Source organism: Siminovitchia sp. FSL H7-0308, from assembly GCF_037980985.1.
Classification (GTDB): domain Bacteria; phylum Bacillota; class Bacilli; order Bacillales; family Bacillaceae_C; genus Siminovitchia; species Siminovitchia thermophila.
The window spans coordinates 3,946,978-3,961,213 of sequence record NZ_CP150282.1 but is presented as its reverse complement, the minus strand read 5'-3'; the positions used below and the strand labels follow the sequence as shown (position 1 = coordinate 3,961,213).

At 44.5% G+C, this 14,236-nt stretch carries 14 protein-coding genes; 9 read left to right on the top strand and 5 right to left on the bottom strand.

Features of this window, described 5'->3' with window-relative positions; all coding sequences use genetic code 11:
* Window positions 1–289: 289 nt before the first annotated feature.
* The 3 genes from MHB50_RS18495 to MHB50_RS18485 are packed head-to-tail and all read left to right on the top strand — an operon-like array spanning window position 290 to window position 3,321.
* On the top strand, window positions 290–1,015 hold the full coding sequence (locus tag MHB50_RS18495; protein WP_339165207.1) for a (Fe-S)-binding protein: 726 nt from the start codon (window positions 290–292) through the stop codon (window positions 1,013–1,015).
* Window positions 1,016–2,434: a LutB/LldF family L-lactate oxidation iron-sulfur protein gene (locus MHB50_RS18490; protein ID WP_339165205.1), complete on the top strand. Its 1,419-nt coding sequence runs from the start codon at window positions 1,016–1,018 to the stop codon at window positions 2,432–2,434.
* A complete protein-coding gene (locus MHB50_RS18485) occupies window positions 2,431–3,321 on the top strand; it encodes a lactate utilization protein C (RefSeq protein ID WP_340084498.1) in 891 nt (296 codons plus the stop codon). Before MHB50_RS18490 ends, MHB50_RS18485 begins: the two co-directional genes overlap by 4 nt.
* Window positions 3,322–3,873: 552 nt before the next feature.
* Here the strand turns inward: MHB50_RS18485 and MHB50_RS18480 are convergent.
* Window positions 3,874–4,731 carry a nuclease-related domain-containing protein gene (locus tag MHB50_RS18480; protein WP_339165200.1) on the bottom strand — a complete coding sequence of 286 codons (858 nt, stop codon included), beginning with the start codon at window positions 4,729–4,731 and terminating at the stop codon, window positions 3,874–3,876.
* Window positions 4,732–5,127: 396 nt separating this feature from the next.
* On the opposite strand from MHB50_RS18480, the gene MHB50_RS18475 reads away from it, so the two are divergent.
* The 5 genes from MHB50_RS18475 to MHB50_RS18455 all read left to right on the top strand — a co-directional run bounded on the left by MHB50_RS18475 (window position 5,128) and on the right by MHB50_RS18455 (window position 8,604).
* Complete coding sequence (locus MHB50_RS18475) at window positions 5,128–5,442, top strand: cupin domain-containing protein (protein ID WP_339165199.1); 315 nt, start codon at window positions 5,128–5,130, stop codon at window positions 5,440–5,442.
* Between the two features lie 245 nt (window positions 5,443–5,687).
* Window positions 5,688–6,629 (top strand): ATP-binding cassette domain-containing protein, encoded by a 942-nt coding sequence (locus MHB50_RS18470; protein ID WP_340085367.1) that lies wholly within the window; start codon window positions 5,688–5,690, stop codon window positions 6,627–6,629.
* Window positions 6,622–7,872, top strand: coding sequence for an ABC transporter permease (locus MHB50_RS18465; RefSeq protein ID WP_340084495.1), 1,251 nt, complete (start codon window positions 6,622–6,624; stop codon window positions 7,870–7,872). Before MHB50_RS18470 ends, MHB50_RS18465 begins: the two co-directional genes overlap by 8 nt.
* Window positions 7,857–7,985, top strand: coding sequence for a hypothetical protein (locus MHB50_RS18460; protein WP_340084493.1), 129 nt, complete (start codon window positions 7,857–7,859; stop codon window positions 7,983–7,985). Before MHB50_RS18465 ends, MHB50_RS18460 begins: the two co-directional genes overlap by 16 nt.
* A gap of 52 nt (window positions 7,986–8,037) precedes the next feature.
* Window positions 8,038–8,604 carry a class D sortase gene (locus MHB50_RS18455; RefSeq protein WP_339165196.1) on the top strand — a complete coding sequence of 189 codons (567 nt, stop codon included), beginning with the start codon at window positions 8,038–8,040 and terminating at the stop codon, window positions 8,602–8,604.
* A gap of 343 nt (window positions 8,605–8,947) precedes the next feature.
* Here the strand turns inward: MHB50_RS18455 and MHB50_RS18450 are convergent, their stop codons facing one another.
* Entirely contained in the window at window positions 8,948–9,694 is a 747-nt protein-coding gene (locus tag MHB50_RS18450) for a MerR family transcriptional regulator (RefSeq protein ID WP_340084491.1), read from the bottom strand.
* 430 nt (window positions 9,695–10,124) lie between these two features.
* Window positions 10,125–11,537, bottom strand: coding sequence for a PLP-dependent aminotransferase family protein (locus MHB50_RS18445; protein WP_340084489.1), 1,413 nt, complete (start codon window positions 11,535–11,537; stop codon window positions 10,125–10,127).
* A 118-nt stretch (window positions 11,538–11,655) separates the two neighbouring features.
* Between MHB50_RS18445 and MHB50_RS18440 the strand changes: the two genes are divergently transcribed.
* Window positions 11,656–12,099 carry a GNAT family N-acetyltransferase gene (locus MHB50_RS18440; protein ID WP_339165192.1) on the top strand — a complete coding sequence of 148 codons (444 nt, stop codon included), beginning with the start codon at window positions 11,656–11,658 and terminating at the stop codon, window positions 12,097–12,099.
* Window positions 12,100–12,144: 45 nt separating this feature from the next.
* Here MHB50_RS18440 and MHB50_RS18435 read toward each other — a convergent pair whose 3' ends face one another.
* Both MHB50_RS18435 and MHB50_RS18430 read right to left on the bottom strand, forming a co-directional pair.
* Entirely contained in the window at window positions 12,145–12,705 is a 561-nt protein-coding gene (locus tag MHB50_RS18435) for a short-chain dehydrogenase (RefSeq protein WP_339165509.1), read from the bottom strand.
* A gap of 591 nt (window positions 12,706–13,296) precedes the next feature.
* Window positions 13,297–14,082: a TIGR00266 family protein gene (locus MHB50_RS18430; protein ID WP_339165191.1), complete on the bottom strand. Its 786-nt coding sequence runs from the start codon at window positions 14,080–14,082 to the stop codon at window positions 13,297–13,299.
* Window positions 14,083–14,236: the final 154 nt, after the last annotated feature.

Here is a 14,236-nt window from a genome sequence, read left to right as displayed (position 1 = left end):
TAAATATTTCTTGACGAAAGCCATGTGATACAGTGTTTCCGAGTGCTATAATAGATTTACAAGGTTTTTTTATGCAATGCTCGGTCGTCCGTAGGGCGAAATGTTATTTATTTTTTCTTTTTTTTGGGGGGATAGATTTTTTCCTCATTAAATGATGGTATGTTGAAGCGATGCCCCGAAAATGATTTTCCGGGGCTTCCTCTTGATGGCTGAAGGTGCAAATCTAAAATGAAGACTCATTTACGGGATTGCGCCATTTAGCATTAGATGAAAGGGAGGGATAAAAAATATGAAAGTGTCATTATTTATTACCTGTTTGGCGGATGTTTTTTACCCGGAAGTCGGAATGAATGTCGTAGAGGTGTTGGAACGGGAAGGATGCGAGGTTGATTTTCCGGAAGAGCAGACATGCTGTGGCCAGCCTGCATATAGCACCGGGTATGTGGAAGATGCCAAAGAAGCGATGAAGCAAATGATTCAGGCTTTTGCCGATTCCGAGTACGTTGTAACACCATCCGGCTCGTGCGCTTACATGTTCAAGGAATATCCTGACATTTTTAAGGGCGATCCCCATTGGGAACTTCAAGCAAAGGATTTGGCGAATAAGACGTATGAGTTCAGCCAATTTCTTGTAGAAGTGCTGAGAATGGAAGATGTTGGTGCTTCTTTTAAAGGACGGGCCACTTATCACAAATCGTGTCATATGACACGATTGCTCGGGGTAAGTGAGGCTCCTTTCACTTTGTTAAAAAATGTGGATGGGCTGGAGCTGTCATCTTTGCCCAGAAGTCAGGACTGTTGCGGGTTCGGTGGTACTTTTTCCGTGAAAATGGGTGATATCTCATCAGCAATGGTGGGTGAAAAAGTGGAGCACATCAAGGAAACGGGTGCAGATGTGCTCGTTGGTGGTGACTGCGGCTGTCTGATGAACATCGGTGGAAGGATTAAGCGGGAAGGCCTGCCAATCAAGGTGATGCATCTTGCTGAAATGTTGAATAGGAGGGGGGAGAAATAAATGGGAATAAAAATTGGCAATGCTGCGTTTGACAAACGAGCCGACGAAGCTCTTCATGATCCTGATGTGCAAAGGGCTGTGCCTCCTGCCCAGGAACGGCTGCAATCCGTCCGGTTGAAAGCAGTCGATGAACTGGGCGATTGGGAACAATGGCGGGATCTTGGTGAGAAAATCCGCTCGCATACGATAGAACATCTTGACTATTATTTACAAGAGCTAAGCGATAGTGTGGCGAAAAGAGGCGGTCATGTGTTTTTCGCCGAGACTGCCGAAGAAGCCAACAATTATATTGAACAGGTTGTCCGACAGAAGCAGGCAAGGAAAGTAGTAAAATCGAAGTCGATGGTGACGGAGGAAATTGGCTTGAATCCAGTTTTGGAAAAAGCGGGCTGCGAAGTGATCGAAACGGATCTTGGCGAATACATCATTCAACTGGATAACGATCATCCATCCCATTTTATAGGCCCGGCTCTTCATAAAACGAAAGAACAGGTTCGGGATATTTTTTCAAAAAAGCGGGGTTACTCAGGATCTGAAAAGCCGGAAGAGTTGACACGGTTTGCCCGGGAACAGCTTCGGAAGGAATTTTTATCAGCCGATGTCGGCATTACCGGCTGCAACTTCGCGATCGCCAATTCGGGAACGGTCGGCATTGTGACGAATGAGGGGAATGCGCGGCTTTCCACGACGGTGCCAAAGACGCAAATCACTGTCATGGGCATGGAGCGGCTCGTTCCAACGTGGGAAGATTTTGAGGTGATGGTTTCCTTGCTTTGCCGCAGTGCTGTTGGACAAAAGCTGTCCACATATGTAACAGCTTTGAGCGGACCAAAGATGGAAGGGGAAGCGGATGGGCCGGATGAATTCCATTTGGTGATCGTTGACAACGGGCGTTCACGGATTCTTGGAACAGAGTTCCAATCTGCTCTGCATTGCATCCGTTGTGCCGCCTGTGTCAATGTTTGTCCGGTTTATCGACATATTGGCGGGCATGCCTATGGCTCGATTTACCAGGGGCCGATTGGCGCAGTTTTAACGCCGCTTTTAGGAGGCTATGAGGAATACAAAGAGCTTCCTTACGCCTCATCTTTGTGTGCGGCCTGCACCGAAGTTTGCCCGGTTCGTATTCCGCTGCATGAATTGCTTTACAAACACCGGCAGCGGATCGTTCAAGACGGAGGCCATGCGCCAGCCGGCGAAAAGACAGCCATGAAAACATTCAGGAAAGTGACTTCATCTAGCCGATTTTATAGGGTTAGCACAAAGTCCGCGACGGTTTTCCGGGGCATCATTTCAGGCATGTCGAAAAAAGGGCCAAAGCCGATAAGGGGATGGACGCAATCGCGGGACCTTCCTTCAGTGGGGAAAAAGAGGTTCCGGGACTTGTACAAAGAACGAAACAAGGGGGCGGGCCAATGACAGAAAAGGGTAAAGCCATAAACACTGTTTTGCAACATGCAAATAAGCAAGGAAGTTCTGATCAGCCGGAATCGGAAATCAATACTTCCAGTTTGAGTTTGCATGATCAAGGCGTTGCAACTCATCCGCGGGCTGGGGCCACTGAAAAGTCTTCGGGCGGAGAGCTTTCGCAACCGCAAGGCAATATCGTCAATCGTGAAGGATTCCTTGATCGTTTGGCTGAAAGTTTTGGCAGAGCGCGTGTGAGGGAAAAGCCTGTCCGCCCTGATTGGGGACATAAGCCTAAGCCGCAATGGGAGGTTTTTTCCGGGTATTCACGTACCGAGCTGGTTGAAGTTTTGAAGGAGCAGTGTCTTTTGGTTCATACGGAAGTAATTGAAACAAATAAAGCCGGGTTGGGAGCCGCTTTAAAAGAGGCGATCGATCGAAGTAAAGCCAAAACGGTGGTTACCTGGGATGACCCCCGATTTGCTGAATTTGGTTTGGACGAGGTGTTAAACGGGGCAGACTACGAGGTGTTTGAATGGGATTCGAATGATCGGGATGCGGGCATCGCCGCGGCCGAGCGGGCCGATGTCGGAATCACCTTCAGCGATATGACGCTGGCTGAATCCGCCACAGTCGTTCTTTTCTCTGGTGAAGGCAAAGGCCGATCGGTGAGCCTCCTTCCGACAAATTATATTGCGGTTATTCCGAAAAGCACCATTGTCCCGCGGATCACCCAGGCCGCGGCTGAAATTGACAGAAGAATCGCGGCAGGAGAAACGATAGCTTCCTGTGTCAACTTCATTTCCGGACCGAGCAACTCCGCTGACATCGAAATGAGCCTCGTCGTCGGCGTGCACGGTCCAGTCAAAGCCACTTACATCATTATGGATGACGCCTAACCGTGGGCGGAAGGGGGGGATTGGTATTGGAGCGTGCAGAGCCTTGGCTCTGTCACGCTCCAATACCCGCGGATAGAGAAAAATACCCGCGGATAGAGAAAAATACCCGCGGATAGAGAAAAATACCCGCGGATAGAGAAAAATACCCGCGGATAGAGAAAAATACCCGCGGATAGAGAAAAATACCCGCGGATAGAGAAAAATACCCGCGGATAGAGAAAAATACCCGCGGATAGAGAAAAATACCCGCGGATAGAGAAAAATACCCGCGGATAGAGAAAAATACCCGCGGATAGAGAAAAATACCCGCGGATAGAGAAAAATACCCGCGGATAGAGAAAAATACCCGCGGATAGAGAAAAATACCCGCGGATAGAGAAAAATACCCGCGGATAGAGAAAAATACCCGCGGATAGAGAAAAATACCCGCGGATAGAGAAAAATACCCGCGGATAGAGAAAAATACCCGCGGATAGAGAAAAATACCCGCGGATAGAGAAAAATACCCGCGGATAGAAAAAAATACCCGCGGATAGAAAAAAACAACAAGTGTTATTTAAAGTCCATTCTATATGAGCGATTTTTATAAGTTCCTCTTGATGTCAAGCCCATGCTCTTCATCATTCTGTATGCCGTATCTGAATCCACGTGCAGAAAATCGCGGCAATCCCTGTTGGTCATTTCTCTTCCAATTAATAAAAACCATTCTCTGATCGCCTGTTCGTGCGCCTTAGGATCACAGCGTCCGCATTTTTCACAGCGCCAACTTCTTTTGATTTTGACCATTCCAATCATTCCACAGTCAACACAGATTACACCGGTACGAATGGCGCTCCTAGGAATATTATACATTTCGCAGACGGGCCTAGGAATATGTTGAATGCGGCTGCTCAAAAGAGCTTCAGTTAACCATTTGAAAGTTTTTTGATCAAGCATGGTTTTCTCACGGGGGAGGCTTCGCAGGAATGAGGGAACTAAACTGGGGAACAGCACTTTCGTTTTTGACGGGGCTTTTTCAACAATTTGCTTTGGATATGCTAAAACAACCACACGGTAAAGCGGTATTTGAATTCCGCGATCGCTAAGCCAGAGGTCAAGCAGTTCGCCGTTGCGTTCAACTTGTGCGGCAGGGCTTTCAAATCCATCTACCTCGCCTGTTTCACGTGTTCGGATTAGCTGAGGAGGCGTCTCAATGAACTTCAAGCGCCCACTTATATTTTTCACTTCGAAAATAACAGCATAATAGGGAGTAAGAAACAAAGAGTCGATTTGAAAAAGGCTGCATGATTCCAAGGAGAGGTCGTGAATAATGTGGTGAGCAAACGAAAAAGTTTGCTTTCGAAGAACTTCGGCCAACTTTTCTTCTCCAGAGAGGCCGGCTTTCAAGATAACCTCTTTTGTTTCAAGCAAAGGATATACCTCATGGTCAGGATGCAGCCGCTTTAGGGTAAAACGAATGCCTTTCAATAAAAGCGGTTCTTCCCTGTTTTGGACGATTATGGGTTTCCACCTCCATTCGCTAGTCCTTATCAGAATCGTACCATAATAAGAAAACGCGTACCACATGAGGTAGGGCTTTACAAAAGCAAAATCTGTCAGTTGAAATACTCGAAAAAATTTATTCTTCGTGGGAGGTTTACGCCGCCGATGCTTCAAGGGCGAAAAAAGACAACCCTGCGGAACAATAGATACGGCTTCATTAGTGTAACGGCTTACATGAAAAAATAAATATTTTCAGTATAATAGAAGAAAAAGATGGAGCTCCAAAGATGGGCAGCTCTACCAAAAAAACGGGAGGAAACATGAATGGAAATAAAGAATATTGCACCAGAATTGGTATTTAACGAAAAAAAGTTTACCCGGAAAAATCTTTTTCAAAAAGGAAAAAGCACGGTCTTTTTGCTGAACTTGTTGCCTGGCCAGTCTATTCCGCCCCACCCTCATCCCCAATCCAACGTATTTTTATCCGTTATTCAAGGGGAAGGCACATGTACAATCGACAAAAGAAGCTTCCCAATCACAACACATGATGTCATTCACTGTGAAGATCAAGAAATGCTGTCGATCGAAAATACAAGCGATGGTCCTCTTAGTGTATATGTTGTTATGGCGAAGGAGTAAGCACACCCCGTGATGGACATAGGCGCAAAAACATCTACAGGGTAATGGATTCCCTGATTTATGCGATTATCAGTCTTGTCAACTCCGAAACAATTATAATAGTATAATCGTGCGTAAGATTTCCACTCGGCTCACATTATTATAATAGCCATGTAAACAACGAACAGGGGCTTATCCCCTTATCAATTAGTATGAAACTTTTTTCCGTCCTTTTCGTATTAGAGAGTATGAAAGGGTGATGACCTATAGAACCTCTCTTGGCAATAGAAAACCTTGGTAAAACGTTTAAGCAAAATCGTGTTATCCAAAATATTTCCTTCGAGGTACATAAAGGTGAAATTATGGCGGTTTTGGGCCCTAATGGCGCGGGGAAATCTACGACGATCCGGAACATAATGGGGATTTTGTATCCGGATGAGGGCACGGTCAAGTTTCGTGATTATCCAGCGGGGGAAATTCCCCGGCATACGATCGGCTACCTTCCTGAAGAACGTGGCCTTTACAAAAATGTGAAGGTTATGGACATGATTTTATATTTAGCGGAATTGAAAGATTATCCGCTGAAAAGAGCGAGGGAACGAGCTTTACAATATCTGGAAAAATTTGGGCTGCAAGGTAAAGAAAAAGTTCCTGTTGAAGAGTTGTCCAAAGGGATGGGGCAAAAAGTCCAGTTCATCGGATCGATTATTCATGAGCCTGACTTGCTTATACTGGATGAGCCGTTTTCTGGACTTGATCCCGTTAGCCAGGAAGTTTTTAAACAGGAAATTAAGGAGCAGGCAAGAAAGGGTACGGCGATTCTCCTATCATCACACCAAATGAATATGGTTGAAGAGGTATGTGATCGGTTATTCATGATCCACCGCGGGCGAAAAGTCATATACGGGGCGATTGAAGATGTCAAAAATCAATACGCCAATTTCAAATGTACGATCCGCGGCCATAACGAACCTGCACGACTTGGCAGAATTCCTGACGTACAACGCGTTGAAACAAACGGAGACGTGTCTGTCTTGTATTTAACCCGAGATGTACATATCCCTGGCTGGATCAAACACCTTCCCGAAGAGCTTCATATACAAGAACTGTCCATTGACCGAGTCTCTCTCCATGAAATTTTTATTGATATTGCAACCGATAATCATACTTTGTCAAGCAGTGGAGAAGGAGGCGGACTCGGTGCGTAACAGCTGGAAAGTAGCCAAATGGGAAATTAAAAGAAATATGAAAAACAAATCATTTGTCATATCCTTATTATTGACCCCACTTTTATTTGCTTTTTTCTTTTTTGTTCCTTCCTTATTTAATGATCATGATGGCGATGATGCGGCGGAAAATACGGTTAAAGTGTACGTACACGATGAATTGAACGTATTTACTCAAATCAAGGAGGCGGCATCTGCGCAAGAACTTAAGCATTGGCACCTGATAAAAACGGCAAAAGATGAAGAGACGGTCAGAAAGCAAATCGCGAAATCTGATGAACAAGCAGTGTTCATTCCTTTGACAGAACAAGCCTTGGCTCAAGCACATGTTCCCGTTTACCTAAACGATCAAGTGTATGAGGAGTTTATATACGAGGTATCCGTGATCGAAAATGTTCTTCGCCAACTGCAAATCGAAAAGCTTGACTTGACGGAGGAGCAAAAAACGGTTGTCTCGCAGGGGATCACATTGGAACCGGTCACTGAAAAGATATCGGCTGAAGAGACACCAGCCAATGAAAGTGCCGCTGGCGCCGATCCGCTTAAACGAATTATACCGGGCATCTTCTCCGGCATAATTTTGTTTTCCATTGTGATGACCGGCATGATGATTTTTACTTCAGCCTCTCAGGAGAAGAAGGAAAAGGTCGCGGAAATCATCTTATCCTCAGTAACACCAGGGGATTTAATGCAAGGAAAAATTATCGGTTATTTTGTGTTGGGTATTACACAAGTTACTGTGTGGATTGCCTTTGCCATCCCGCTCGTTATTTGGAAAATCGATATCCCTCTTTTTAAATATTTGCTCGTACCTGAACTGCCGCTTTTGTTATTTATCGCAGTGGCGGGCTACTTACTATTCGCAGCCATTTTTGTCGGTATTGGGGCTACGGTTGAAGATATGACGGCGACTAGCAATTTTCAGGGAATGGTCATGATGCTGCCATTTTTGCCGCTCATTTTTATCGGTCCCATTTTGAGCGATCCAAGTGGAACGATGGCTATGATCGGTTCGTTTATACCGTTTACAGCCCCCGGTGTCTTGCTGATACGATTATCACTATTGGAAACATGGCCCTGGATGGAAATTATCCTTGCTCTCATCATACTTACCGCCAGCATTTGGCTCATGATGAAGCTGGCGGGAAAAGTTTTTAAAGTTGGCATTTTAATGTACGGGAAAAATGCAACACCGAAAGAAATTTGGAAATGGATACGAACATAAAAAAACTGCTGCGGAAATACCTGTTATTGATGGCTGAAATAGAGGAAGAGTTTTCGGTTATGAATAAAAAGACAGAAGCAAATGTCTTTGCACATTTGCTTCTTTTACGTTGATATATCAGTTATAATAAAATATATCAAGCCTTCATTTAGGAGGGATTCCCACTTGAAAGTTATCGGAAATTTACTGCTTATCGCAGGAGTTGTGCTGTTGGCGGTTTTTGGTTACCAACTATTTCAGCACAATCAATCACAAAAGGAATCTTTGGTTGAAGCAAAAGAGAGAATTCAAAATTCCCCGGAAGATACGGATCAAGCATTGAGAGACTTTAAAGCGAAGTATGGTGAAGCTTTTGCCACATTGGAGATACCTAAGCTGGGAAAAACGTTGCCGGTAGTTGAAGGGACAGACCCTGACGCTTTGGAAAAAGGAGTGGGCCATTTATCCGAGTCCGTCTATCCTGGGCAAGGGGAACAAATCCTTTTATCAGGGCATCGTGACACTGTCTTTCGCAAATTTGGGGAAATAGAAATTGGAGATCGGTTTGTTTTGACGATGCCATACGGCTCCTACACGTATGAAATCCGGGAAACGGAAATCGTTCCGGAAGATGACACGACCGTCATACGAGAAATGGGGGAAGAGGTGCTCGTCGTAACGACCTGTTATCCATTTAGCTACATAGGGGATGCGCCAGATCGGTTTGTAACATACGCTTACCCAGTTAAATGATGTCATAGCTATCCGAACGACGGGTGCTGTCAAGAAGCTGTACAACCTTGTTAAAGATAAAAAAGTTTGATTCACTAAGGAAAAAACTAGGTGGCATATTAAACAATATGTCACTTATTTTTATTGAATTGTAAGACGAAGAAATATTTTAAGACACGTTTAAAACGCAAAATGATTAATCTTTCACAGTAAGGAATGACAAATATGCAGTGTTTGTGTGCTCGGTCGCATCACAAACTCGGAATACCCAAAAGGCATGGGCCGCGATTCAATAACGGGTCCATGCCTAATTTGGCGCCCAAAAAATAAGTGGCTATTTCAAAATTGATGTGAGGCGTTCTGTTTATTTATTTTGATCCGCATAGACAGCCATGGCATCACGCATGAATTTTGCCAGTCCGTCGCCAAACTGGTCAATGTTTTTTGTGAAGCGTTCATCGGCGACATACATTTCTCCCAAGCCCCTAAACGCTTCCAGCGAATAACTTCCCGCATTCCTGTTCAAAAAGGTAAACCATTCAGCGATCGCAGCCTGCGCCTCTTTTGATTCAGGCGAGCCGTCTTTCAAGTGCGCAAGCTTTCGGTAAATTTCATTCATCTCCTCGCCCATTTGCATTCGCTCCTCATTTGACATCTCGTTTAACATTGCATTTGATTGATCGACGGCTTTGTTACCCCATCGTCGGCGTGCTTCTTGTTCGTATGGATTTTGGCTGAAGTCAAAGCCTGCAAATTTCTCTTTATTGGACATTTCAATCTCTCCTTGCTCGTGTTTGATGGTCTTTTCGATCAAACCGATCATTTTGTCAAGGCGCTCCCGCTTTTCCAGCAAGCATTTTTTCTGAAGTTGAAGGGCTTCGCACTTGTCGAAGGAAGGACTATGGATGATTTCCTTTATTTTTTTCAAAGAAAAGCCGAGTTCTTTAAAAAACAAGATTTGTTGAAGCTTCCCCAGATCTTCATCGGAATATAGCCGATAACCGGCCGCCGTTTTTTGAGAAGGTGTCAATAAACCGATTGCATCATAATGATGAAGCGTTCGTACGCTGATTCTAGCTAGTTCTGCAACTTCTTTTACCTTCATTTCCAAAAGGACCTCCCTTCAAGCAAAATATAAAGGATCACGCAACGTGAGAGTCAATACTTTTTTAAAAAATTGTGTCCAGTTTAAAACGAGTGGGGGATCAACTGCCAGTAAAAGTCCGACTCGTCGGGGCGACAGGACATGAAAAACTTCGGAAACGGTTTTTTAGGATGTCGACACAAAGGCCTGCGCGGTACAGGACAGAATATAGGCAAGTGAAGCGACAGGACCAGGAAAAGCTGCGATCGCATTGTCGGTTGACGAAGACAGCAGTAAAAGCATTGATCACATCGTTAAATCACGAGGAAACCGGAAAAGTTTCAATCGCATTGTCGTTCAGCGTATGGTGTTTCGAGGATGTCGCTGCCTGAGCTGATCTTAAGGCTCGGGGGGACGGAGGTTCTCAGCCACCATAACTGGTTAACCTCGCTTCACTTTATCTATAAAAAGGAAGCCAAGCTTCATGAAGCCGTTCGATTCCTTCTTGTATTTCCTCGATCGACAACCCGCCAAATCCAAGGAGAATAAGTGGGGTTTCTTCTTTTTGCTTATACACCCAATTATTCGTTGTGCTGTAGACTTGGACACCGGATGTTTTAGCAATATGAACTAATTCATCAGCCGTTTTATCGCTGTTTACTTTTATGACAACATGGAGTCCGGCATTTTGGCCTGTCACTTGTACGGAATCGTTCATCACATGGTGAACCGTTTGCAGCAGGATGTCGTGCTTTTTTTGGTAAATTTTTTTCATTCTGCGAAGATGGCGTTCCCACTCTCCGCTTTCCATGAATAATTGCAATGTTTTTTGGTGTAGTCTGGAAACGGTTTGGTCGTAGCCTTGATAACTGTGCTGATACAAGGCCAGCAACCGTTCGGGCAGAACGGCATAACTCATTCGAACGGCAGGCATCAGCGACTTGGAAAATGTACCCACATAAACGACATTGCCGTTTACATCCAGACCTTGCAATGAAGGAATCGGTTTTCCATGGTAGCGAAATTCGCCATCATAGTCATCTTCAATAATTAAACCGCCATTTTCCTCCGCCCATTTTAACAACTTCATGCGCTTGGCAACCGGCATCACCATGCCGAGCGGAAACTGATGGGATGGTGTAATATACACAACTTTTGCGCCGCTTTTGTGTAATTCATTCACGTTTAGTCCATCTTCTTCCAGAGGTATCGGAATGACTTGAAAACCCAACAGTTGAAAAACATGGCGCACGCCTTCATATCCCGGCTCTTCCATGGCTATTTTTTGTTCTTCATGTCCGATCAGATGGCATAACAATCTGGCAAGCGTTTGGGTACCGGCACCAAGCACAAGTTGATCGGCAAAACAATTTACGGCCCGCGATTGGCGGAGGTAACTGCTGATGGCAATCCGAAGTTCGAGTTCCCCTTGGCGATCCCCATAAAAAAGGAGTTCTTTCGGATCGGAAAGCATCGTTTGATTGAGGGATGTTTTCCACTTTTGAAAAGGAAAATGATCAACATCGATATGGGACATATAAAAGTCATAAACAATTTCGGTTTCCTCAGAAGGGAAAGGAATCGGTTGTTCCGATGAACCGAATATGTGCGAGAAGGGCTGGCTTTCCATTTCCACAACGTAAAATCCGCTCCGCTCTTTACTTTCTATATAACCTTCTGCGAGGAGCTGTTGATAGGCCCATTGAATCGTTGTTTTGCTGATATGAAGATCGCCCGCAAGCTGTCGAATCGATGGCAGGCGTTTAAACGAAGGGATTCTTCCCGACCGTATTTCTTCTTTAAAATATTGATAAAGCTGGATATATAACGGCTCTTTTAAGTGCTTGTCCAATTTGGGGATGATATTCATGCTCATTCTCTCCCATCTGTACTGGTCAAATGATATGGTTCTGTATCTTTTTTAGTAGTCAGTTTTCTTTATAATAAACGAAAGCACTAAATTTTTATATATGCGGGAGGGATTTTACATGACCATTGAAGTGAGGCCGGCAGAACAAAAGGACAGAGAGCAAATGAATGTATTGATGTACGAGTATATTGTGGACTTTTATAAAAGGGAAAAGCCGCCTGTTAAAAAAGTGGACCACATTTTTGACTTATTGCTTCAAAAAGAAGAAGGGATTCAGTTTGTGGCTGATAGTGAGGGAGAATTGCTTGGGTTTGCAACATTGTACTTTACATACAGTACAACGAAGGCTGATCGAATCACAGTTATGAATGACCTTTATGTCGTCGAGAAAGCCAGGGGCGAAGGTGTCGCCCAAAAGTTATTTAAAGCATGTGAACATTATTCGAAAAGCAATGGTTATGTCCATATGTCTTGGGTGACAGCTACTGATAATGATCGTGCTAAGCGTTTTTATGAAAAAATGGGTGGCGTACGTGGCGACTGGATCAATTATACGATTTAATATATTCATGCCTGTCGGTTTTTAAGGACAACGACAGGCTTTTTATCATGGTCTTCGGTTCCAAGGTTCAACCGTGCCCACGATGTGAAGGAGCTTGTCATGACGAATGGCTTCAATGACACCGTTTGCAATCTCCTCATGTGTCAACCATCTGGAATTGCCATTTTCGATGACAAAGCCCAGCTGGATTTGCCGGTACAGGCAGCCAACGGGTATTTTTACACTCTTGACCGCTTCTTCCAAGTTTGTGCTGCTGCTGACGACATGATACAGCTTCCTGTTTTTCCCGCCCGCTTTTGAAGCTTCTTCAGCAATGATACCCAAAGCGTTTCTTCCTGTTGAGTGAATCCAGGCGATGATAAGTTGCAGTGGCCCGTTTTGTTTGATCGTACGTTGTATTTCTTTTCGCAGCCGATTTTCATCCGAATAATCAATGAACAAAGGGGTGATCGAAAAAGGCGATGACGCTCTGGATATAAGTATATTCATTCGATTTTCGTTTCGGGCGATCACCGAGACATGATAACGCTTTTCTGCCAGCCAAAGAGAAACCCCCGCCAGCATGCCTGTCCCGCCAACAACCAAAGCATGTTTCAATGGAATCACCTCCAAAAAATATACTCAGAAATAAAAACATATGTTCCCATTCCGGGGAAAAATGTTATAATAAATATACAATAGTACAGGTTTCTCAAGGGCGGTCGGCACACGCTTCTCAGTTTTTATGAGGGGAGGTGGTGCCAATATGACAATATATGAATCCATATCAACAATGATTGCGTTTGCGGTGTTGGTTGTGGCGATTTTGTCAATAAAAAAAGACTAAAGCCGCCCTTGAGATGGCCCTCTCCGGCGGCTTTGACATAACTGCGCCGATCCCCAAGGGACCGTGCTATTGCGCTAATCGTTTCGGTGTTCGCAGCACCGGAACGATTTATATATATTTGTTTTCTTCTCTCATTATACCCCAATATCTCAGTTGTGAAAATACCTCATTGACTTGAAAGCCCAATTATTTGGGACTTTTTTCTTAATATGTCAAACGAAAAAGTGATCATAAGCGGATTAAGAATAGTGTCCACTCGGAAAGGCGGCCAGAACGAAAGATCACTTGCGCTTGGTTCCTTTTATCTCGCATTCCACCTTAAAGAGTTTAGATGGAAAATCCCGATTTGTTACATAATACTGATCGCCGTTTTATTTATCATTGAATAAATTAAACAGTCCGCCGATTCCACCTTCATCACTTGAACCGCCTTTTGCCGGCATTGCGGCAAACACACGGCTCGCCAGCCTGCTGAAAGGCAAAGATTGAATCCATACGGTACCCGGACCGCGCAATGTGGCAAAAAAGAGCCCCTCTCCGCCAAACAAGGCTGTTTTGATTCCGCGGACAAATTCCACATTATAATCGATTCCGCTCGTCATGGCCACAAGACAGCCTGTATCAATGCGAAGCACTTCACCCGGTTCCAACGTTTTTTGATGGATCGTGCCTCCGGCATGGACGAACGCCATTCCGTCTCCTTCCAGTTTCTGCATGATGAATCCTTCACCACCAAAAAACCCTGTCCCAATTTTTCTTTGAAATTCAATCCCGACCGCTACTCCTTTTGCGGCGGCTAAAAAAGCATCCTTTTGGCAAATCATTTTTCCTCCGTGCTCACTTAAGTCCATCGGAATGATTTTCCCCGGATACGGAGAAGCGAAAGAAACGTGCTTTTTACCGTTTCTACTGTTCGTAAACGTCGTCATAAACAGACTTTCTCCCGTAAGCACCCGTTTTCCTGCACCGATCAATTTTCCCATTAGGCCGCTACTTTGATTCGACCCGTCTCCAAAAACCGTTTCCATGTCAATCCCATCATCCATCATCATGAGACTTCCGGCCTCTGCTATGACTGTTTCTCCTGGATCCAGTTCAACTTCTACAAATTGCATGTCATCTCCATATATTTTGTAATCAATTTCATGGTTATTCATGTATGTACACCATCCTTTTGAATTTAGTACGAATGAACGAATAATTTGGTTTCAACTTGTTTTAAAATATTACTTTGCACCCTAAGGAGGATGTAAGAGGGGAATAACATTCTGATCAAAGCGATCTCATTCGCGGACATATCGACGCGATGAT

What these genes read in the sequence shown, in the direction of transcription:
- MHB50_RS18460 (WP_340084493.1), top strand. Translation starts at nt 7,857, where the DNA reads ATGGATACGAACATAAAAAAACTGCTGCGGAAATACCTGTTATTGATG.
- MHB50_RS18445 (WP_340084489.1), bottom strand. Translation starts at nt 11,537, where the DNA reads ATGAATATCATCCCCAAATTGGACAAGCACTTAAAAGAGCCGTTATAT.
- MHB50_RS18485 (WP_340084498.1), top strand. Translation starts at nt 2,431, where the DNA reads ATGACAGAAAAGGGTAAAGCCATAAACACTGTTTTGCAACATGCAAAT.
- MHB50_RS18475 (WP_339165199.1), top strand. Translation starts at nt 5,128, where the DNA reads ATGGAAATAAAGAATATTGCACCAGAATTGGTATTTAACGAAAAAAAG.
- MHB50_RS18430 (WP_339165191.1), bottom strand. Translation starts at nt 14,082, where the DNA reads ATGAATAACCATGAAATTGATTACAAAATATATGGAGATGACATGCAA.
- MHB50_RS18490 (WP_339165205.1), top strand. Translation starts at nt 1,016, where the DNA reads ATGGGAATAAAAATTGGCAATGCTGCGTTTGACAAACGAGCCGACGAA.
- MHB50_RS18440 (WP_339165192.1), top strand. Translation starts at nt 11,656, where the DNA reads ATGACCATTGAAGTGAGGCCGGCAGAACAAAAGGACAGAGAGCAAATG.
- MHB50_RS18495 (WP_339165207.1), top strand. Translation starts at nt 290, where the DNA reads ATGAAAGTGTCATTATTTATTACCTGTTTGGCGGATGTTTTTTACCCG.